Annotated in this window: 18 protein-coding genes; 4 read left to right on the top strand and 14 right to left on the bottom strand. The window is 53.7% G+C overall.

Features of this window, described 5'->3' with window-relative positions:
* Positions 1 to 30: 30 nt before the first annotated feature.
* The 12 genes from ABWO67_RS08685 to ABWO67_RS08630 form a co-directional block, all read right to left on the bottom strand.
* Entirely contained in the window at positions 31 to 723 is a 693-nt protein-coding gene (locus ABWO67_RS08685; protein ID WP_353150430.1) for a TetR/AcrR family transcriptional regulator, read from the bottom strand.
* An 83-nt stretch (positions 724 to 806) separates the two neighbouring features.
* The gene (locus ABWO67_RS08680) at positions 807 to 1,511 is read right to left on the bottom strand and encodes an ABC transporter ATP-binding protein (protein ID WP_353150428.1); all 705 of its coding nucleotides are present in this window, start codon (positions 1,509 to 1,511) and stop codon (positions 807 to 809) included.
* Positions 1,508 to 2,278, bottom strand: coding sequence for an ABC transporter ATP-binding protein (locus ABWO67_RS08675; protein WP_353150426.1), 771 nt, complete (start codon positions 2,276 to 2,278; stop codon positions 1,508 to 1,510). Before ABWO67_RS08675 ends, ABWO67_RS08680 begins: the two co-directional genes overlap by 4 nt.
* Positions 2,275 to 3,219 carry a branched-chain amino acid ABC transporter permease gene (locus ABWO67_RS08670; protein WP_353150423.1) on the bottom strand — a complete coding sequence of 315 codons (945 nt, stop codon included), beginning with the start codon at positions 3,217 to 3,219 and terminating at the stop codon, positions 2,275 to 2,277. The genes ABWO67_RS08675 and ABWO67_RS08670 overlap by 4 nt, the downstream gene beginning before the upstream one ends.
* Positions 3,216 to 4,088: a branched-chain amino acid ABC transporter permease gene (locus tag ABWO67_RS08665; RefSeq protein WP_353150421.1), complete on the bottom strand. Its 873-nt coding sequence runs from the start codon at positions 4,086 to 4,088 to the stop codon at positions 3,216 to 3,218. Before ABWO67_RS08665 ends, ABWO67_RS08670 begins: the two co-directional genes overlap by 4 nt.
* A 72-nt stretch (positions 4,089 to 4,160) precedes the next feature.
* Positions 4,161 to 5,381: an ABC transporter substrate-binding protein gene (locus tag ABWO67_RS08660; protein ID WP_353150418.1), complete on the bottom strand. Its 1,221-nt coding sequence runs from the start codon at positions 5,379 to 5,381 to the stop codon at positions 4,161 to 4,163.
* Between the two features lie 83 nt (positions 5,382 to 5,464).
* Complete coding sequence (locus tag ABWO67_RS08655) at positions 5,465 to 7,081, bottom strand: AMP-binding protein (RefSeq protein ID WP_353150416.1); 1,617 nt, start codon at positions 7,079 to 7,081, stop codon at positions 5,465 to 5,467.
* An 11-nt stretch (positions 7,082 to 7,092) separates the two neighbouring features.
* The gene (locus ABWO67_RS08650) at positions 7,093 to 7,452 is read right to left on the bottom strand and encodes a DUF6285 domain-containing protein (RefSeq protein ID WP_353150414.1); all 360 of its coding nucleotides are present in this window, start codon (positions 7,450 to 7,452) and stop codon (positions 7,093 to 7,095) included.
* Positions 7,449 to 8,474: a phosphotransferase family protein gene (locus ABWO67_RS08645; RefSeq protein ID WP_353150411.1), complete on the bottom strand. Its 1,026-nt coding sequence runs from the start codon at positions 8,472 to 8,474 to the stop codon at positions 7,449 to 7,451. Before ABWO67_RS08645 ends, ABWO67_RS08650 begins: the two co-directional genes overlap by 4 nt.
* Before the next feature lie 3 nt (positions 8,475 to 8,477).
* On the bottom strand, positions 8,478 to 9,674 hold the full coding sequence (locus tag ABWO67_RS08640) for an acyl-CoA dehydrogenase family protein (RefSeq protein WP_353150408.1): 1,197 nt from the start codon (positions 9,672 to 9,674) through the stop codon (positions 8,478 to 8,480).
* Positions 9,675 to 9,688: 14 nt separating this feature from the next.
* On the bottom strand, positions 9,689 to 10,456 hold the full coding sequence (locus ABWO67_RS08635) for an SDR family NAD(P)-dependent oxidoreductase (protein ID WP_353150405.1): 768 nt from the start codon (positions 10,454 to 10,456) through the stop codon (positions 9,689 to 9,691).
* 140 nt (positions 10,457 to 10,596) lie between these two features.
* Entirely contained in the window at positions 10,597 to 11,484 is an 888-nt protein-coding gene (locus tag ABWO67_RS08630; protein ID WP_353150402.1) for a LysR family transcriptional regulator, read from the bottom strand.
* A 155-nt stretch (positions 11,485 to 11,639) separates the two neighbouring features.
* Here ABWO67_RS08630 and ABWO67_RS08625 point away from each other — a divergent pair, with 155 nt between their 5' ends.
* The 4 genes from ABWO67_RS08625 (at position 11,640) to ABWO67_RS08610 (ending at position 16,657) form a co-directional block, all read left to right on the top strand.
* A complete protein-coding gene (locus ABWO67_RS08625) occupies positions 11,640 to 12,995 on the top strand; it encodes an acyclic terpene utilization AtuA family protein (protein ID WP_353150399.1) in 1,356 nt (451 codons plus the stop codon).
* Positions 12,996 to 12,997: 2 nt separating this feature from the next.
* Positions 12,998 to 13,351 carry an AtuA-related protein gene (locus ABWO67_RS08620; RefSeq protein WP_353150396.1) on the top strand — a complete coding sequence of 118 codons (354 nt, stop codon included), beginning with the start codon at positions 12,998 to 13,000 and terminating at the stop codon, positions 13,349 to 13,351.
* Positions 13,352 to 13,378: 27 nt separating this feature from the next.
* Positions 13,379 to 14,350 (top strand): Bug family tripartite tricarboxylate transporter substrate binding protein, encoded by a 972-nt coding sequence (locus ABWO67_RS08615; protein WP_353150393.1) that lies wholly within the window; start codon positions 13,379 to 13,381, stop codon positions 14,348 to 14,350.
* A gap of 108 nt (positions 14,351 to 14,458) precedes the next feature.
* Complete coding sequence (locus ABWO67_RS08610) at positions 14,459 to 16,657, top strand: FUSC family protein (RefSeq protein WP_353150390.1); 2,199 nt, start codon at positions 14,459 to 14,461, stop codon at positions 16,655 to 16,657.
* 13 nt (positions 16,658 to 16,670) lie between these two features.
* Here the strand turns inward: ABWO67_RS08610 and yaaA are convergent, their stop codons facing one another.
* Together yaaA and ABWO67_RS08600 are read right to left on the bottom strand one after the other, a co-directional pair.
* Positions 16,671 to 17,462, bottom strand: a complete 792-nt coding sequence (gene yaaA, locus ABWO67_RS08605) for a peroxide stress protein YaaA (RefSeq protein ID WP_353150388.1) — start codon at positions 17,460 to 17,462, stop codon at positions 16,671 to 16,673.
* A gap of 31 nt (positions 17,463 to 17,493) precedes the next feature.
* The gene (locus ABWO67_RS08600; protein ID WP_353150385.1) at positions 17,494 to 18,276 is read right to left on the bottom strand and encodes a 3-hydroxybutyrate dehydrogenase; all 783 of its coding nucleotides are present in this window, start codon (positions 18,274 to 18,276) and stop codon (positions 17,494 to 17,496) included.
* Between the last annotated feature and the right edge of the window lie 331 nt (positions 18,277 to 18,607).

Here is an 18,607-nt window from a genome sequence, read left to right as displayed (position 1 = left end):
ACTTTACCTTTTTGCCGCATTGTAGGCAAATCAGCTAGGGACAATCAGGTAATTCTCAAGAATATCGCCAACGAATTCAGCGTATTGCGTGACATTCGTGCCCTGATTATTGTATTTTCGACGCTTCAAATACCAGTCTTGCATCATCGCTTTGCATAGCGACGCCAACAACTGGGCATTGACCTGTCGGAAGACACCGGCCTCGATTCCCTCGGTAATAATGTCCCGGATAATGCTTTCGATTTCCAGCTCTACAGCAATTGCCTCTTTCTTTTGCTTGCTCGGCAGGCTTTTGACTTCCATGAAGGAAAAGTAGAACCAGGGCTGCATCAGTTCGCTAAGATACACATGCGCTTTGACTGCTGCTCGCAGCTTGTCGCGAGGCGAAACGATATCCTGGGTATAAGCCAGCATAGTGCGCCGGGTCAACAAAAAACCATGGCTTTGAATAAGGTAGATCAGGTCTTCTTTGCTCTTGATATATGCATACAAGCCGCCGATGCTAAAGCCCGAGTCCGCACACAGGTCGCGCAGCGACATGGCGTGAAAACCTTTTTCGTGGGTCAAGCGCAGGGTGGAATCAATGATGCGCACTAGATTTTTTACGGCGACAGCTTCTTTTTTTATGCGGATCATATCCGTGTTCTGGCGATATAGCTCGCGGCAAATCTCGACCTTCGACAAGCTAAGCTCGATCTTGAATGATTCAAAATCAGCAATCATCTACTGCTCCACCTTTTAATCTGCTACGCCGGTTGACGCGCCCAGCGCGCCAACCCCGTCATCAAAGCCAACCCGCAATCCGCTTATGCTACCGACAAGTATCGGTGTTGCGTATCTATATCGTTAATCAAATCCTGGCTATTCGCTTCATGCACGATCATGCCTTTTTCCAATATGTAGGCCCGCCGTGCATGTTTCAAAGCGAAGTGTACGCTTTGGTCGGTAAATAAAACCGTGGTGGTTTTGGACAATTGATCGATGAGCGCACCGATTTGCTGAACGATTACCGGGGCCAGGCCCTCGTTGGGTTCGTCAAGCAACAACAGTAAAGGTTCACTCATTAAAGACCGGGCAACGGCGAGCATTTGCTGCTGCCCACCCGACAAGGTGCTGCCGTCCTGGTTGGCCAACTCGCCCAGCATGGGGTATTCATCGAAAATCCGCTCTACCGTCCATTGCCCGCTGCTTCCGGGACGCCGATACTGGGCGACCTCCAGATTGTCCCGAACGCTCAAGCCGGGAAAAATGCGCCTGTCTTCGGGCACCAGCCCTATGCCAGATCGCGCGATACGATATGCCGGTTGACCGGCAATATCGCGGCCCTGGAACATGACCTTGCCTTTACTAGGGGCAGATAAGCCAATAATGCTGCGCAGCGTGGTGCTCTTGCCTGCCCCGTTGCGCCCCAGCAAGCATACGACTTCACCCGCTTCGAGCTTCAACGAAACACCTTGCAAAGCGTGGCTTTCGCCGTAATAGGTATGAATATTGTCGACTTCAAGCATCATGACGCAAGCTCCTCTTCGGCATTTCCCAAATAGGCTTGCCGGACTTCCGGGTTCATCTTGACCTCTTGAGGCGAGCCCAGCGCCAGCGTCTGGCCCCGATGCATGACCAGAATTCGGTCGGCCACATCGAATACGACGCCCATGTCGTGCTCGGTGATCAGGAAGGTATAGTCACCGGTCGCCGCCAGCGAATTGACCAATGCGGTAACCCTATGCGTTTCATCGGGCGTCATGCCTGCGGTAGGCTCGTCAAGCAATACGAGCTGCGGACGCGTGGCCAGCACCATCGCAATTTCAACTAATCGTTTATCCCCGTAGCTGATAACACCGGCCCGGCGCTGGGCAAGATCGGTCAGCGACAAGCGCTCGAGCAAGGTGTCCGCCTCTTGCTGTATGGGCCGGTTGCGCGACGCGATATTCGACCATCGCCGACTTTGGCCATGATAGGCGGTAAGCGCAACTTCAACGTTTTCGCGCACGGTCATTTCGTTGAAAATATTATTGAGTTGAAATGAGCGCGATACGCCCATGCGGCTGATGCGGTGCGGCGGCAAACCGGTGATGTCCTGACCCTCGAAGAGGATAGTCCCTTCCGTAGGTATCATGCGGCCCGACAAAAGGTTATAGAAAGTGGTTTTCCCCGCGCCATTAGGCCCGATGATGGCAAGCGTTTCTTTGGGGGTGACGTCAAGCGACACATCAGATACCGCGGTCACACCGCCAAAACGTTTAGTCAAGTGACTGACTTGCAAGATAGGCTGGGTCATTTTCGCTCCTGCAATCGATCAAGCAACGTGCCCAACACGCCGCGCCGGAAAAACATCACCATCAATGCCAGAATAATGCCAAGCACCAACATCCAGGAATGCGTCATGCTGGTAATCCAGGTTTCCAGCAATACAAACATGCCGGCCCCAAAAAACGGCCCTAGAAAATAGCCCGTACCACCCAATATTGACATCAATATCGGTTCAGCCGACATAGACCAATGCACGAGTTCCGGGCTGGCAATACGCAGAAACGGCGCCATCAGTCCACCCGCCAGGCCCGCAAAGGCGCCAGACACGGTAAACGCCGCCAGGCGATAGCTTTTGACATTGATACCGCAAAAGGCAACGCGTTCCGGGTTTTGCCGGATGGCGCGCAGGATCAGGCCGAAAGACGACCGGCAGATCAAGTACAAAATAGCGGTAGCGATGACTACGATGAACAACACCACGTAGTAATAAACGCTGGGGTTACCCAGGGCGAGCTCAAAACCAAGGCCTAGCGAACCCATTTGAAAGCCGGCAATGCCATCGCTGCCGTTAGTGACGGACCGCCATTGGTGCACCACGGCGAAGACCATCATGCCGAAGGCTAAAGTGAGCATGGAAAAATACACTTCATTTAGCCTGACACTGAAAAACCCAATGACCAGCGCCAAAATAGTTCCAGCGGCAATAGATGCCAATAGGCAGGCCAGTAAAGGCCATTGGGCACCCTGCAACAACATTGCCGTGGCATAGGCCCCTATGCCGAAAAAGGCGGCATGTCCAAAACTAAGCATGCCGGTATAACCGAAGATCAGGTTGAAACTGGCTGCAAATAAACCCAAAATCAAGATTTCGGTAACGATGAAAATATAAAAATAGGGTGTGATCCAGGGCAAGAAAAACAGCCCGGCCAGCACCAAAACCAGCGCTATAGGGGTGTAGTATTGTTTCATAGCGTTGCCCCCTTGCCCATCAGTCCGTGGGGCTTAAGCAGCAAGACGATAGCCATGCCCACAAAAGGCAGGATCAGGTTCACTTCCGGAAAGAAGCGCCCGCCAAATCCGTAAATCAGGCCAAGCACAATCGCGCCCAGCAAGGCCCCCGGGAAACTCCCCAGGCCGCCAATAACGACGACGATAAAGCTTTCAATAATGATTTTGTCGCCCATACCCGGATCGATTGCCCGCATGGGCGCTGCAACCACGCCGCCGACGGCGGCCAGCCAGGCTCCAAAGGCAAATACGCTAGTGATAACCAGCTTGGTATTAATGCATAGCACCTGCGCCATTTCGCGATCAAGCGCCGCAGCGCGCATGATCTTGCCGACGCGCGTACGGTTAAACAACAGCCATAAGGCGCACACAACCACCAGCCCCACAAGCACCACGAAAAGACTGTAAATCGGATAGGTAATACCGCCTGGCAGAGATACTGTGCCTTGCAATAACAAAGGCGGATCGATCACGTGTATGCCAGTCCCCCATATCAAGCGTACCGATTCGTTCAGGATAAGCAGCAATGCAAAAGTAAGCAGCAGGCTATCGGAGATTTCACGCTGATAAATGAAGCGCAGCATCAGTCTATCGATAAACACCGCCAGGACTGCCACCCCTAAAGGCGCCAGCAGCAAGGTAATCCAGAACGAAAGCCCCAGCAGCGTCATGCAGCTGTACGCCAGATAAGCGCCCAGCATATATAGCGCGCCATGGGCAAAATTAATAACGTTCAATACCCCAAAGACAATATTCAGCCCTACCGCAATCACAAATAGCAGCAAGCCGATATCAAGGCTATTGAGCAAAGCCATCCCAAAACTGCTCATGATGTCCCCTTGTTATTTTGTATAGCCCCCCTGCTGTCAGGGGGGCTCGCGCTGAAGTTAGCGCCTTAAGGATTACAACTTGCAGGCCGGGTCGACGGGCGGGGTGATTTTCTCGCCGTCGAAGAACTGCGTATCAGTTAATGAGCGGATTTTGTCTTGTGTGTTCATTGCGGCTGTCTTCCCCCAGGTGGGGCCGATCAGCGCCTGATTGTCGCCCTTACGGAAGGCTAAGGTTCCAGTCGGGGTTTCGATGCTCAGGCCAGAGAGCGCCTTGGCCACAGCCTTGCCGTCTACGCTGCCAGCTTTTTCGATGGCCGCCTTAAAGGCGTACACCGCAACATAGGCTCCTTCGGCGTTATAGCTGGGAGGCGTGCCGTAACTTTTCTGGTAAGAAGAAACAAACTTCTTGTTCAAGTCGTTGTCGTGGTCGCCATACCAGTAACGCGTACCCAGCCAAACCCCTTCGGGCATTTGATCCCCCAGCGCCGCCAGCACTTCAGTCGCCGCGCCCACTGTGAGCAGCACTTCAAATCCTTGTTTGAAGAAACCTCGGTTATTAGCCTGGCGTACGAAATTGACCAAGTCGCCGCCCCAGAGCGAAATCAGCACGCCATCAGGCTTGGACTCCATGACGCCATTGATAAATGGCGTAAAGTCTTCAGCGCCAAATCGAGGGAATGCGGTTTCAGTCATCAGCACAGCGTCTGGCGACTTTTCTTTAAGGTACTTGCTGAAAAACTCCCATGATTGGTGGCCAAAGGCATAGTCAGGGCCTATGGTGGTCCATTTCTTGGCTCCGGTTTTTGCGGCAACGCTTGCCGCACCCTGCATGTTCTGGTGCACATTGACGCTGACGCGATAAGTAAATGAATTACACAACTTGCCAGTGACGTCCGGCGTAGCGGCGTGGGTGATGATGAAGGGCTTGCCCAATTCAGGCAGCACTGGCGCCAAGCCTTGTGCAACACCTGAACTGTCCAGGCCCATTAATACGTCAGCCTTGTCCTGGTAAACCAGCTTGCGGGCGGCCTGGATCGCCACTGCGGCCTTTCCTTGACCATCTTCAAGCTGTACTGCCAATTTACGCCCAAGAACACCGCCAGAGGCATTGATTTCATCCATGGCCAGCTGGATACCTTGCTGGGCGAACTTCCCGTAACTGGCAGCACTTCCCGACATAATATAGATAGCGCCGATCTTGATGGGACCATCAGCAGCATGCGCCGGGCTAAAACTGAGGGCTCCGGCAAGCGCCAACGGCAACAGAGGCTTGTTGAGCAGTATCTTGAACATGTGGACGTCTCCTTGAATAATAATTATTTTGCTGCGTTCGTATATCCTTTGTTTCTATGTTTTCTGCTACTACAACACTACTTCTACGACAATGAATCCCGAAGGATATTTTTGCGAATTTTCCCTGTCGATGTTTTTGGCAACTCACCAAAAACAACGCGCTTGGGGGCTTTATAGGAAGCCATATTCGCTCTGCAAAAGGCGATAATGTCTTGCTCTTGTACATTTTCCGCTGCTTCTTTCAATGCAACAAAAGCGCAAGGCACTTCACCCCATTTTTCGTCGGGCAAGGCAACAACCGCCGCTTCGAACACCAGAGGGTGGCGATACAACACTTCTTCAATTTCCTGGCTGGAAATATTCTCGCCTCCGGAAATAATGATGTCTTTGGCACGATCCTTGACTTCGACGTAACCGTCCGGATGCACGACGGCAAGATCGCCGGTGTGAAACCAACCGTCCTTGAATGCTTCCCGCGTACCTGCTTCGTTCTTCAGGTAGCCTTTCATGAGGGTATTGCCACGAATCAGCAACTCACCCAGAGTCTGGCCGTCGAACGGCACATAACCGCCACCATCCAGATTGCCCACGCTTAACTCATCAATGCCTAACAGACCCACACCTTGCCTGGCCATTTTCCGGGCCAGATCATCGGGCGGCAGGCCCTGCCAGTCGTCTTGCCACACGCACAAAGCAGATGGACCGTATGATTCAGTCAAACCATACAGATGCGTTATCTGAAAGCCAATCTCCTGCCCTCGGCTGATAACCGGGCTGGGCGGTGCAGCCCCACCCAGGGCAAACTGCACCGAGGTCTTCAGAACTTGCCCCTGCCGGTGAAAGTCGCTCAACAGCATATTCAACACGACCGGCGCACCACACATATGCGTGACGCTATGAACGTTGATGCGGTCCAGAACCAGATCGGGCTGTACCTTACGCAAACAAACATGAGTTCCGCCAACCGCCGTGACCGCCCAGGGGTAGCACCAGCCATTGCAATGAAACATGGGCAAGGTCCACAAATAGACCGTATCTGCCGTCATATTGAAAGCCATCGCATTACTTAGCGCCGCCAAGTAAGCACCGCGATGATGGTAGACCACGCCTTTGGGATTGCCTGTGGTGCCCGACGTATAGTTAAGCGCGATGGCATCCCATTCGTCGGCCACCTTGGTCCAGGAAAACTCCGGATCGCCCGCTGCAAGCAGGTTTTCGTAAAGCAAGGTAGATGACTTAGCCGGTGCGCCGGCCAAACGGACAATGGCGACCAGCAAAGGCGGCGACGCCATTGTTGCGACAGCCTGCTGAACCAGCGTCTCGAACTCGGTGTCGTACAACAGAATGCGCGACTCGCCATGTTCGAGGATAAAAGCCAGCGTGCCCGCATCCAGCCGGGTATTCAAGGCGTTAAGGACAGCGCCGACCATGGGAACAGAATAATGGCTTTCCAGCAGCTCATGCGTGTTAAAGCACAGGACCGAAACCGTATCGCCAGCCTTGATGCCTTGCGCTGCCAACGCCGAAGCCATACTCCGGCATCGTCGATATAAATCGCGATAGCTCAAGACCATGTCGTCGTCGATGACTGCGGTCTTATCCGGAAATACATACGCGGATCGCTGCAGCAAGCTCAGTGGCGTCAAACTTGAATAATTGGCCGCCTGCTTGTCCAGGCCGGTTTGATACATGCTGCCCATGCAATACCTCTTTATTTGTTCAGGTACTTCGGGTTGGTAATGGCAAGCTTGGTCCGTGTCAGCGACAAAAGCAATTGGTGCAAAGCCCCATGATTGGACTTGCTTATGGTTTTTTTTCTGATTTGCTCGGCCAGATCCTGCTCAGTGGCGCCGCGTATTACGTCCAAACCAGCCAACCGGTAGAACTGCCGAATCTCATCGTCAGATGGGTCCCCGCCCTGCTGTTCCAGCTCGCGCATGGCTATCGCCATGGCCCTTGCGATCATCAGCGCCTCGTAGTTTTTTGCCGGCGGCAATAAGGGCAAAAGCTCATCCAGCAAGGTGCGCCGTGCCACTGCCAGTAATTCGCCGCCATTAGGCCGATTATTCATATGCCCCCCAGTTCGCCAATCTGTGTCAGCAGATCAAATTCGATTTCAGGCAACAAGCGTCCTGTCAGGGCCAATTCCAGCGACGACTGCTCGCCCGACAAATGGCGCTGCGCCTGTTGCAGGGCAATAATGGCCCAACGGGTCATGCCCATGATTTCCCAGTACAACACCTTGCCATGGTCGACATCAAGGCCCGATACACTGGCATAGCCCTGAAATAGGTCGACCTTGTCGCCAATCCCGCCTACCTCTTTAGTGTCTGCGCCAAAACGCCAGCTTTTTGAACACAGCCAGCCCAGATCCTCGTAGGGGTCGCTCCAGGCGGCGAATTCCCAGTCCAGAACGCCGGTTAGCCGCCCATCCTCGACCATATAATTGCCGGTACGGAAGTCGCAATGGCAAAGTACGACATCATTGCTGTCAGGCGCATTTTGTTCCAACCAGTTCAATGACCACTCCAGAACCGGATGAGGCTCGGGTATCGCATCCAACGCCTTGCGATAGGCATTGATACGCGCCTGTACAGGCGACGCTGGCGGCAATGGCAATGAAGCCAGGCGGACATCGGGCGGGCGCACCGTATGCAACCGCGCAAGCTCCCGGCCCAGCTGGTGCGTAAGATTCTTAGCTTGCGCAGGGGTCACCCCCCCTTTAACCAGCTTATGTCCGGCCGCGACACCCGAAACCCGCCTCATCACACAAAATACATTGCCAATAACGGAAGTGTCGGTGCATAGCCACAAAGGTTGCGGAACAGTCACGCCGGCGTCATAGGCCACGCTTAACACCTGGAACTCTTGTTCCCGGCTAAGGCTGGCCGCTATGACTGAAGGCGAATCGCTACGAACCACCAACTCCAGGCGGCCCGGGTGGTCACCACCTGCGCACTGCACGGTCAAGGCATAGTTGCTTTGTATTGCTCCACCCGACAAGCGGAAAAACTCAAGCACCTGAATGTCGTCTGCGGCCGCCCGACGTTTGACATACAGCGCCAAGGCCTGGCTGATGTCGTCATTGCCCATGCGTTAACCCCAGCCCCAGAATTCGTTACCTTCTTTAAGAAGATTCTTGGACAGCACCATCTTGTGTACTTCGGAGGCGCCATCCACCAAACGGGCCTGGCGGGCGTAGCGGTATATCCATTCCAGCGGTGTATCTTTAGAGTAGCCGCGAGCGCCGCAAAGCTGAATTGCCGTGTCGACCGATTGATGCAAGATATTGGAAACCGCGACCTTTGCCATAGACACTTCTTTGCGTGCGAAATCGCCCTGATCAAGCTTCCAGGCTGCATGCATGGTCAGCAAGCGGCCTGTTTGTATGCCCATGGCAGCTTCACCCAATAGCCACTGCACTCCTTCCCGGTCGGCCAGCTTCATGCCGAACGATTCACGATGGGATACATAAGCTGTAGCGACTTCCAAAGACCGCTTGGCTAATCCCAGCCAACGCATGCAGTGAGTCAGACGGGCCGGGCCAAGCCGGATTTGGGTCAACTTCAGGCCATCACCCACTTCCATCAGGCGATTTTCGTCGGGGATCAGCATGTCGGTAAAGCGCAGTTCGCAATGCCCGCCATGTTCCTCCGGGCCCATTATGGGGATGCGCCGCACGATTTCCCAGCCCGGATCATCTTTATGGAACAAGAACGCCGACAAGCCCTTACGCGCATCGTCGGAGGTGCGTGCAATAAGAATGAAGTGAGACGCCACGCCAGCACCAGTGATAAAATGCTTGGTGCCATTGACCACCCAGTTATCACCCTTGCGCACCGCAGTGGTCAACATCATGCCCGGATCTGATCCCGAACCCGGCGCCGGTTCGGTCATGACAAACGACGAGCGCACATCGCCATTGATAATGGGCTGCAGCCATCGTTCTTTTTGTGCAGGACTGGCCACTTTATTCAGCACCATCATGTTGCCGTCATCGGGTGCTGCCGAATTGAACACGACGGGACCAAAAATAGAACGGTTCATTTCCTCGTAGCATGCGGCCATGTCGGCGATGCCCAAACCCTGCCCGCCGCGTTCACGAGGCATTTGCAGACACCACAGATCCTTGGCCTTCGCTTGGGCTCGCATGCGCTGCAACAAGGGTTCATCAATATTTTCGTGTTCGTCAAAGGACGCAGGATCGCTTTCCAGCGGAATGAGTACCTCGTCCACAAAGGCCCTGATCTGCTTGCGATAGTTTTCCGCCTGCGGCGATAAAGTAAAGTCCATGAAGATGGCCTCGTTTAAAGAGTAGATTGCAAATGGCCGCCGTCGACCACAATGGAACTGCCTGTCATATACAGCGATGCGTCGGACGCCAGCAATAACAGCGCGCCGTCCAGGTCTGACACCTGCCCCAACCGGCGCTGCGGAATGCGTTTAATCAGCGCCAGGCCGGCGTCTGATGCGAAGAACTCACGATTAAGATCGGTTTCGATATACCCAGGGGCCAGGGCATTGACCCGAATACCGTAACGCGCCCATTCCAGGGCCAAAGCACGCGTCATTTGTTCAAGCCCTGCTTTAGATACCGTGTAGGGCAACACATTACCCGCCACGCGATGACCCAAAATGGATGAAATATTGATAATGGAGCCTGCTTGTCCGGCCTGCACCAGGCGGCGTGCGGCCTCGTTGGCTACCAGCCAGCAACCTTTCAGATTGACTTCCAGCACGTGATCCCAATCTTGGGCGGACAAGGCCAGAGACTTCTTTTCCGTGGTGTTGCCCGCGGTGCATACCAAGACATCCACCAAACCATATACCGCTTGCGCCTCATCGAAGCAGGCTTTGATTGCAGCTTCGTCGGTAACGTCGGCCACCACGGCGTGAGCCTGTATACCTAGCGCTATCAAACGGTCTGCCAGTAGCTGCAGTGGCGTCATGCGCCGTCCAGCCAGCACCACCTTAGCTCCTGCGCGGCCCAGGGTTTCGGCAAAGTGCCCACCCAAGCCGCCCGACGCCCCCGTCACCAATGCAATCTTTCCCGTCAGATCAAATTTATTATGCATGGCAAGCCTCCTCTGCCGAAAACGATAGAACATACGTTCGGTAAAGTCAATGAATTTATCGAACGTATGTTCTATGAATAGGCCAAAACGGCTTATAGGCTTGCTTGCAAAACAATAACAGCCAGCTCTACATCATCTTGCTATGCAGCGAAATGCTCATTCAGAAACTGTAGGAAAGCGCGCACTCGCGGCGCCTGTGCCCGGCCACGAGGGTACAAAACATACATCATGTCTTGTGCAGCGGGTGGGTAATCGGCCAATAATTGAACAAGCCGACCCTCGGCGATGTCAGTGGCAATATGGAATTCTGCTAACCGCACAATTCCCAGACCCACCAATGCAAGAGTGCGTAGCAATTCGCCCTGATCCGCGCCCACCAGCCCTTGAATGTTGACGGTCTTGGGAACCCCATTTTCGATAAATATCCACGAGTTCCAATGTTGGCGCACGGTGAAATTCAGACAATGATGGCGATGTAGCTCCTCCGGTGCCGCCGGCGAGCCATACCTTTTCAGATACGACGGCGCGGCAGCGATAATCCATCGCCTAAGAAATAATGGCTTACCCACTAGAGACAGCTCTGTCGGACTGCCACTGTGAATAGCCACATCAATATCTCTTTTCAGAAAATCACCGCGATCGGTCCCGATAATAAATTCAATGCGCAGGCCAGGGTGCCTTTTCAACAATAGAGGTAGCAAAGGCGCCAACTGATATTTGGCGAAAGTGAGACTGGTATGTATGTGTAGAACACCCGTCATCTCCAACTCATTCGGCGTCACGGAATTCTCCGCTTCAGTCATGGCATCGACCACTTTTCGGCCATGCTCATGAAACCGATGCCCTTCTTGCGTCAATCGTATTGTCCCTGCAATACGGTCAAACAAACGAACCGCCAGCCGCGACTCCAGGCGAGCAATTATCTTGCTAACGGAGGAAGGTGTACGCAACAGTTTCCTTCCCGCTGCAGAAAAGCTTCCTTCTTCCACGACACTTAAAAACACCAGTATTTCGGCAAATTTATCCATACCTTTCCTTATGAATAATATTCATAGTGCCTATTCCTCCATGGTGCTGGTTGTACCACGCCCCCATCTATAGACTTGTTTTTAAGCAGCTTGCTTCAGCTGGAACATCAAGAAAACACAACGCACTTCCGACATAAGCACATAGGAGATAAAGCATGAGTAAAACGATCCGGATTGGATCTGGCGCGGCGTGGTGGGGAGACCGCATCGAACCGGCAGCCCTGAATGCGGAGCATGGCGCATTGGATTATTTATGCTTCGAAACCATGGCAGAAGCCACTGTGTCGGCAGCCCAGGTTCGCAGCCGACGCGATCCAAGCTTTCCCGGTTACGACACCTATTTAGAAGATCGCATGCGCGCCGTTTTACCTGCCTGCATGCGCCAGGGAACACGCATTGTGTCTAACCAGGGCTGGATCAATCCCAATGCCGCTGCCGAACGCGTAGTAGCGCTTTTACGCGAGCTGGGCATATCAGGAATCAAGGTCGCCGCCGTGACTGGCAGCCTGATTACCGAAAGCGTATTGGATCTTACCGACCATATTCTAGAAAATGGCGAGCCTACCAGCACTTTAGCGCCCGCCCTGATCTCTGCTGAGGCCTATCTAGGCGCCGAACCCATCGTAGAAGCGCTGCGGGCTGGCGCCCAAATTGTTATAACCGGCCGCGTTGCCGACCCATCAATATTCATGGCGCCCATGATGTATGAATTCGACTGGGACCCTCTGGACCACGATCGCTTGGGCGCTGGCAACGGTATAGGGCACTTGCTGGAGTGCGGCGCACAAGTGACGGGTGGCTACTTTTCCGACCCTGGTTTCAAAGATGTGCCTGAACCGTGGAACTTCGGTTTCCCCATCGCCGAAGTACAGTCCGACGGTAGCGCTATCCTTACCAAAGTCAAAGGCACTGGCGGCGCAGTCACGCTACAGACCGTGAAGGAACAGATTCTGTACGAGGTACACGACCCCGCCAATTATCTGACCCCTGATGTCGTAGTTGACTTTACGACAGTAAACCTGGAACAGGCCGGCCCAGATCGAGTACGCGTTACGAATATCAGCGGGAAACCGCGCACGCCAACCCTAAAAGTCTCGATCGGCTGCACAGAAGGATTCATTGGCGAAGACATGTTCTTTTATGCGGGGCCTGGCGCCTTGCGGCGCGCCCAATTAGCCAAACGCATCCTGGAAGAGCGTTTCAAGATCGTGAAGCTGGACGCCGAAGATTTACGCATCGACTTCCTGGGTATTAATGCAATTCATGGCGAAGCCACACCCGAAAATGCCCCTGAACCCTACGAAATTGCGGTGCGAGTTGCAGCCCGCACTCGTACCCGCGAAGAAGCGGCAAAAGTTGGGCGTGAGGTTGACGGCATGGCTGTTTCGGGCGTTGCGCATACTGGCAAACGCGTGCCACACCAGGATCGAACACGCGAGATCATTGGAGTCTGGTCTTCGCTGGTTCCACGCGAAAGCGTTCCTGCCACTGTTACTTACTTCGAGAGTTGATCATGCAAGTCCTCCTGCAACATCTTGCCCACACCCGCTCCGGAGACAAAGGCAACACCTCAAATATTTCTGTGTTTGCCTATGAACCCGAATTCTACGAACTGCTCAAAACCCAACTCACCGCCGAACGCCTAAAAGCGTTCTATCGCGGCGTGATAAAAGGCGACGTATTCCGCTATGAGGTAGACAACATCCACGCCATGAATTTTGTCGCCCATGGTGCCTTAGGTGGTGGTGTTTCACGCAGTCTTTGCCTGGACAACTATGGCAAAGCCCTGTCAGCAGCGATTCTGGGGTTCAAGGTTGAGGTGCCAGACTCATTGCGCAGCAAACTACACGGACAGTCATTGCTTTGAAATAAAAAAATCATATGAGGAGTCAACATGCTAAAGAAAAGAACCTTATCGGCACTAAGCATAGGCATTGCGATGGCTGTCTGTGGACCAGTTCATGCCGCATACCCCGAACGCCCGGTCACGATAGTCGTGCCCTACCCCCCTGGCGGCACCACCGATCTTCTTGCCCGCCTGGTATCAATGAAATTGACCAAAAGTCTGGGCCAGACTTTTATCGTCGAGAACAAGCCAGGAGCGGGCGGCCAAATTGGCACGCTGGCGGTTGCCAAAGCGAAACCAGATGGCTATACCCTGATCATGGGTACCATCAACACCCATGGCATCAATGCCGCCATGTACAAAAAGCTGCCTTATCGAACGATTGAGGACTTCGCACCGGTAATCATCGTCGCCGATACTCCCAACGTCATGATTGCCAATAAAGACGCTCCATTTAAAACATTCGAGGAATTCATCACTTACTCAAAGAAAAATCCAGGAGTAGTCAGCTTTGGCTCAACCAGCATGGGAGGCAGCCCTCACATGTCCGGCGAACTATTGAAAGCCAAGGCTGGTATCGATATGGTCCATGTGCCCTATCAAGGGGGCGGCCCCATGCTGAATGACGTGATAGGAGGACAAATCCAGGTTGGATTCGATAACCTGCCATCATCGGCGGGACACATTCAGGCAGGCAGCCTGCGGGCCCTGGCCGTCACGACAAAAGAGAGGTGGCCAACATTTAAAGACGTTCCCACCATCAGCGAGTCCGGCGTGCCTGACTATGAAGTATCAGCCTGGTTCGGAATCTTGGCCCCTGCAGGCACCCCTACACACATCGTACAAAAGCTGAACCAGTCCATCGCGTCAGCATTGACTGACGACGATGTGACCAAGCGGCTTGAAGGCATGGGCGCACGGCAGGTAAAGAATACGCCCCAAGAGTTTGCTGATCGCATCAAATCAGAAGTGGAAAAATGGACGGAAGTAGTCAAGACCAACAAACTACCACTGCTATAGCTACACATATTTCTGTCGTGTAGCCATATTTATCAAGGCTTGGGGAAGAAGGTAAAAAGCAGACCATCTGGCTATATACTGACTCACCCCTTACTGTCCTCTGCATATATGGCAACACGCATCCCTTTGCTTCAGCGCTTTTTTTACAGTCATTATTTTTTTGGCGGGCTGCGCCAGGCGGTCGGCGTTCTGCTGCCGGCGCTGTTGTTGATCGGGGTTTTCCAACTATATAGCGTGGGCATGATCACGGCTATTGGCGCCGCCTGCGTGGCTATCATTGACCAGCCCGGCGGCCCCCGGCGCTATGGCACCAACGGCATGCTGGGCGCCATACTGTTGGGCTCCATTACCGCGGCGATCACCGGCCTGGCGTCATCCCATAGTGTCTTGATCTGGCTGACCGTACCCGCCTTGTGCTTTGTTTTTTCAATGTTTACCGTGTTCGGCAAGCAAGGCGGCCTGCTGGGTTTCGCCTGCCTGCTGATCATGACACTGACCATGCGCACGCCACTGAATCCCCACGAAGTGCTCTTGCATACGCTCTATTCATTTCTGGGCGGGGTTTTCTACTTTACGTATAGTTCCATCGTCCATCGGCTGCTATGGCACCGTGAAGAACAACAAGTGCTGTCTGTAGCCTTGTTTGCAACGGCCGACTATATTGCTGCAAGGTCGCAGTTTTACGACGTCGACGCTGATCTGGAAACCAGCTACCGCAAGCTGATCCATGCCCAATCGACCATGACCGACGCCCATCAGGCTGCACGAGATACCGTCTTGCGCGAACTGCCCCGGGGCCACAGGCGCAGCGACAAGTTACGGGCTGCCGCACTGAATGTTTTTATCGATATGGTGGCGCTGCTCGACAGCCTGGTCGCTACCCATACCGATTACGCAACGCTACGCCGCAGCGTACCCGACAGCGATGTGCTGATCTTCGCCCGGGACGCCTTGTACAAGCTGGCTGCCAACGTATCGCACATCGCCCTGAACATTGCGCGCAACCGCCGCACCAAAGAACGCAACAGTGTGAAAGCCGAACTGCGGGCCATAGAATATGAACTCGAAAAATACCGCCAAGCCGGCCTGGTTGAAAGCGAACCGGAAGTCTATGCCTTGCTGATACAAGTGCTGCGCCGGATCCGTAATGCCACGCGCTTGGTCGATCGCATGGCTGCGCACACGCGCAATGCTGACGCAGCCCAATTGGTAGACATGCGGCTGGACAAGGCGCTGGACCGCTTCCTGTCGCGCCGGGCCTGGCGTGTTGGCATGCTGACCAGCAACCTGCGGCTGGACTCATCGCACTTTCGTTATGCAACGCGTGTCACCATCGCTGCGCTGATGGCCATGACGTTCACCACCGCCATGTCACACACCAGCCTGAGCCAGATCCTGCCAGGCGCCAGCATGCATGGCTATTGGATAGTCTTGACCATTCTTGTCATCATGAAGCCAGGCTTCGCGCTGACACGACAACGTAATGGGTGGCGGCTCGCCGGCACCCTTATCGGCTGCGGCCTGGCATTGGTGCTGTTTAATGTTACCCATAGTCCCAACGTTTACCTGGCGGTACTGGTCGTGGCATGCGTGTTGGGCTATAGCTTGATACAGCTGAACTTCATGATTGCAGCGGTATTCAATACCGTATTCGTTCTGTTGGCTTTTCATTTCCTGTCGCCCAACACCAGTGTCGTCATCAGCGAACGGCTGATTGATACCTTTATTGGCTGTGGCATAGCGCTGCTATGCAGCTACATCCTGCCATGGTGGGAGCACAATTTCATGGGCTCGCTCGCCAACGCAGTCAAGAAAGCAAACAAAGAACTCTTGAGCACCGGCCTGCACTATGCGGCACTGACCCGCGCACAGGCAGCCCTGGCCGCTTCAGCGCAGGACACCACCGCTCTGGACGCTGAACAGCACGAAGCCGAAATGCATTGGCGGATCGCACGTAAAAACGTCTATATTGCATTCAGTAACTTTGCGTCGGCGTTTTATCGCATGATGGACGAACCCATCAAGCAGCAAAACAATGTGCCCGAACTGAATAACCTGATGATCCAGTATCACGTACTGGCTTCCCAAATTAGCGCGGCCATTCCGATCTTGGCCAGCCTGCCCAGCGTCCCAGAAGGTATACAAAAATCGCTGGATGCCGTAGGCGAGTACCTGGATGGCAACGACGCCAGTCCTCCGGTGTCGATCGAAACCGAAGGTGAACTGGCCACCTTGGCCTACCCGTTACGGCAAATGGTCAAGGCAGCACAATTGATACGCCAGGAAATGCGCGGCGTGGCGACTTGAAGGCGGTCAGCCCTTAAGCCGCGCGCCGGAACACCAGCTTCTCAGGCGTAGAAACATCTGAATCGAAGGCATAGCCCTCACTTTCAAAGCCTCGAAGCTTTATCGGGTCTGTGATTTTATGCTCGATAACATAGCGCGCCATCAAGCCCCGCGCTCTTTTGGCATGAAAGCTGATGACTTTCCATGTCCCGTTCTTGAAATCCTGGAATACACATTGCAGCACCTTTGCCTTCAATGCTTTCAAGTCCACCGACTTGAAATATTCCTCAGAGGCCAGATTCAAGACCAAAGGCTCGGCTTTTTTTGCCTTGCCCTTTGCCAGTTCAGCCAAATGGGAGTTCAAATAAGGAGCAATACTGGGGCGCCAAAAATCATAAAGCGTATTGCCCTTGTCGGTAGCCAATCGTGTTCCCATTTCCAGGCGATATGGCTGCATCAAATCCAGCGGCCGCAATACGCCGTATAGGCCGCTAAGTAAAGCGACATGATCTTGCGCCCACCTTAGCTGCGCGTCCGACAAACCTGACGCATCGAGCCCTTCATATACGTCGCCATTGAACGCCAGCACAGCCTGGCGCGAATTGGTCTGGTTAAACGTTGGCTTCCAGGCCGAATAGCGTTCGACGTTCAGCTTTGCCAGCGCTTCACTCAGCTTCATCAAGGCTGCAATTTCAGATGCGGATTTTTTCTTCAGCACCTGTATTAACTGACTCGCCTGCTCTATGAACAAAGGCTGCGTATGCAACGTAGTCCGCACGGACGAGTCGTAATCCAGCTTTTTTGCCGGCGACAATAACAACAACATGCTGCCATTCCTTCAAACAATGCTTTCGGGGTTATCTGGCTGTCCAGCCGCCGTCAAGCGTTAATGTAGTGCCTGTCATTTGATCGGCAGCTTCGGAGGCCAGGAATACAGCTGCACCGCCCAACTGCTTGGGTGTCACGAACTGCAACGACGGCTGTTTTTCTGTCAGCAATTCTTTGGCGGCATCGTCGATGCTTATGCCTTGCTTTTGCGCCAGCGCCTCGATTTGTTTTTCCACCAACGGAGTACGTACCCATCCCGGGCAGATCGCATTGCAGGTCACGCCATTTCCGGCATTTTCCAGCGCTGTAACCTTGGTCAATCCCACTACCCCATGCTTGGCGGCGACATAGGCTGATTTGTTGACCGAGCCAACCAGGCCATGTGCTGAAGCGATGTTGACAATGCGCCCCCAGCCCTGCTTTTTCATATACGGCAAGACCGCTGCCGTGCCATGAAATACCGCTGAAAGATTCAATGCAATGATTGCGTCCCATTTCTCGATGGGGAAATCCTCGATCAAATCAGTATGTTGAATTCCGGCATTGTTGACCAGGATATCGATACCACCCAAGGCCTCAGCCGAAGCACTGATAAAGTCGCGCGTAGCGCCGGCCTGCATCAGGTCGGCATTGACGTAATACGCCTTGATATCGAATTCCATTTCAAGGTTGACCCGCTCTTTTTCTATTGCTGCGGCATCACCGAAACCATTGATCACCACATTCGCGCCATTGGACGCCAATTCGCGGGCGATCGCCAAGCCGATCCCGCTCGTCGAACCTGTGATAACTGCACGTTTTCCTATAAGCATGTTGATCCTTTGTTAGATGGCCCAAATTTAGCTTAATACTGCGCTAGTAGTGTACCTGCCCCACCCTACTTAACTGCCTCCGGGAACGCTGAGACAAGTCAATTATGCGTTTTTTTATTTCCTTGTTAGAATAGCGGACTTGCTTGGAATGCCGCAAACCTTCGACCCGTTTGGGGCAAGCTTTACCAGCAGGCGATTTCGCCGCTTTATCGGGTAACCGTAGCGTGCAAATCGACGGCAGCAAATAGGACAGGTGGCAGAGTGGTCGAATGCGCTGGACTCGAAATCCAGTGTACGTTTAGGCGTACCGTGAGTTCGAATCTCACCCTGT

The sequence above is a fragment of the Pollutimonas bauzanensis genome, assembly GCF_040393045.1.
GTDB classification, from domain to species: domain Bacteria; phylum Pseudomonadota; class Gammaproteobacteria; order Burkholderiales; family Burkholderiaceae_B; genus Pollutimonas; species Pollutimonas bauzanensis_A.
This window is presented reverse-complemented; position numbering and strand designations above follow the sequence as displayed.

What these genes read in the sequence shown, in the direction of transcription:
- ABWO67_RS08685 (WP_353150430.1), bottom strand. Translation starts at nt 723, where the DNA reads ATGATTGCTGATTTTGAATCATTCAAGATCGAGCTTAGCTTGTCGAAG.
- ABWO67_RS08680 (WP_353150428.1), bottom strand. Translation starts at nt 1,511, where the DNA reads ATGATGCTTGAAGTCGACAATATTCATACCTATTACGGCGAAAGCCAC.
- ABWO67_RS08675 (WP_353150426.1), bottom strand. Translation starts at nt 2,278, where the DNA reads ATGACCCAGCCTATCTTGCAAGTCAGTCACTTGACTAAACGTTTTGGC.
- ABWO67_RS08670 (WP_353150423.1), bottom strand. Translation starts at nt 3,219, where the DNA reads ATGAAACAATACTACACCCCTATAGCGCTGGTTTTGGTGCTGGCCGGG.
- ABWO67_RS08665 (WP_353150421.1), bottom strand. Translation starts at nt 4,088, where the DNA reads ATGAGCAGTTTTGGGATGGCTTTGCTCAATAGCCTTGATATCGGCTTG.
- ABWO67_RS08660 (WP_353150418.1), bottom strand. Translation starts at nt 5,381, where the DNA reads ATGTTCAAGATACTGCTCAACAAGCCTCTGTTGCCGTTGGCGCTTGCC.
- ABWO67_RS08655 (WP_353150416.1), bottom strand. Translation starts at nt 7,081, where the DNA reads ATGGGCAGCATGTATCAAACCGGCCTGGACAAGCAGGCGGCCAATTAT.
- ABWO67_RS08650 (WP_353150414.1), bottom strand. Translation starts at nt 7,452, where the DNA reads ATGAATAATCGGCCTAATGGCGGCGAATTACTGGCAGTGGCACGGCGC.
- ABWO67_RS08645 (WP_353150411.1), bottom strand. Translation starts at nt 8,474, where the DNA reads ATGGGCAATGACGACATCAGCCAGGCCTTGGCGCTGTATGTCAAACGT.
- ABWO67_RS08640 (WP_353150408.1), bottom strand. Translation starts at nt 9,674, where the DNA reads ATGGACTTTACTTTATCGCCGCAGGCGGAAAACTATCGCAAGCAGATC.
- ABWO67_RS08635 (WP_353150405.1), bottom strand. Translation starts at nt 10,456, where the DNA reads ATGCATAATAAATTTGATCTGACGGGAAAGATTGCATTGGTGACGGGG.
- ABWO67_RS08630 (WP_353150402.1), bottom strand. Translation starts at nt 11,484, where the DNA reads ATGGATAAATTTGCCGAAATACTGGTGTTTTTAAGTGTCGTGGAAGAA.
- ABWO67_RS08625 (WP_353150399.1), top strand. Translation starts at nt 11,640, where the DNA reads ATGAGTAAAACGATCCGGATTGGATCTGGCGCGGCGTGGTGGGGAGAC.
- ABWO67_RS08620 (WP_353150396.1), top strand. Translation starts at nt 12,998, where the DNA reads ATGCAAGTCCTCCTGCAACATCTTGCCCACACCCGCTCCGGAGACAAA.
- ABWO67_RS08615 (WP_353150393.1), top strand. Translation starts at nt 13,379, where the DNA reads ATGCTAAAGAAAAGAACCTTATCGGCACTAAGCATAGGCATTGCGATG.
- ABWO67_RS08610 (WP_353150390.1), top strand. Translation starts at nt 14,459, where the DNA reads ATGGCAACACGCATCCCTTTGCTTCAGCGCTTTTTTTACAGTCATTAT.
- yaaA (WP_353150388.1), bottom strand. Translation starts at nt 17,462, where the DNA reads ATGTTGTTGTTATTGTCGCCGGCAAAAAAGCTGGATTACGACTCGTCC.
- ABWO67_RS08600 (WP_353150385.1), bottom strand. Translation starts at nt 18,276, where the DNA reads ATGCTTATAGGAAAACGTGCAGTTATCACAGGTTCGACGAGCGGGATC.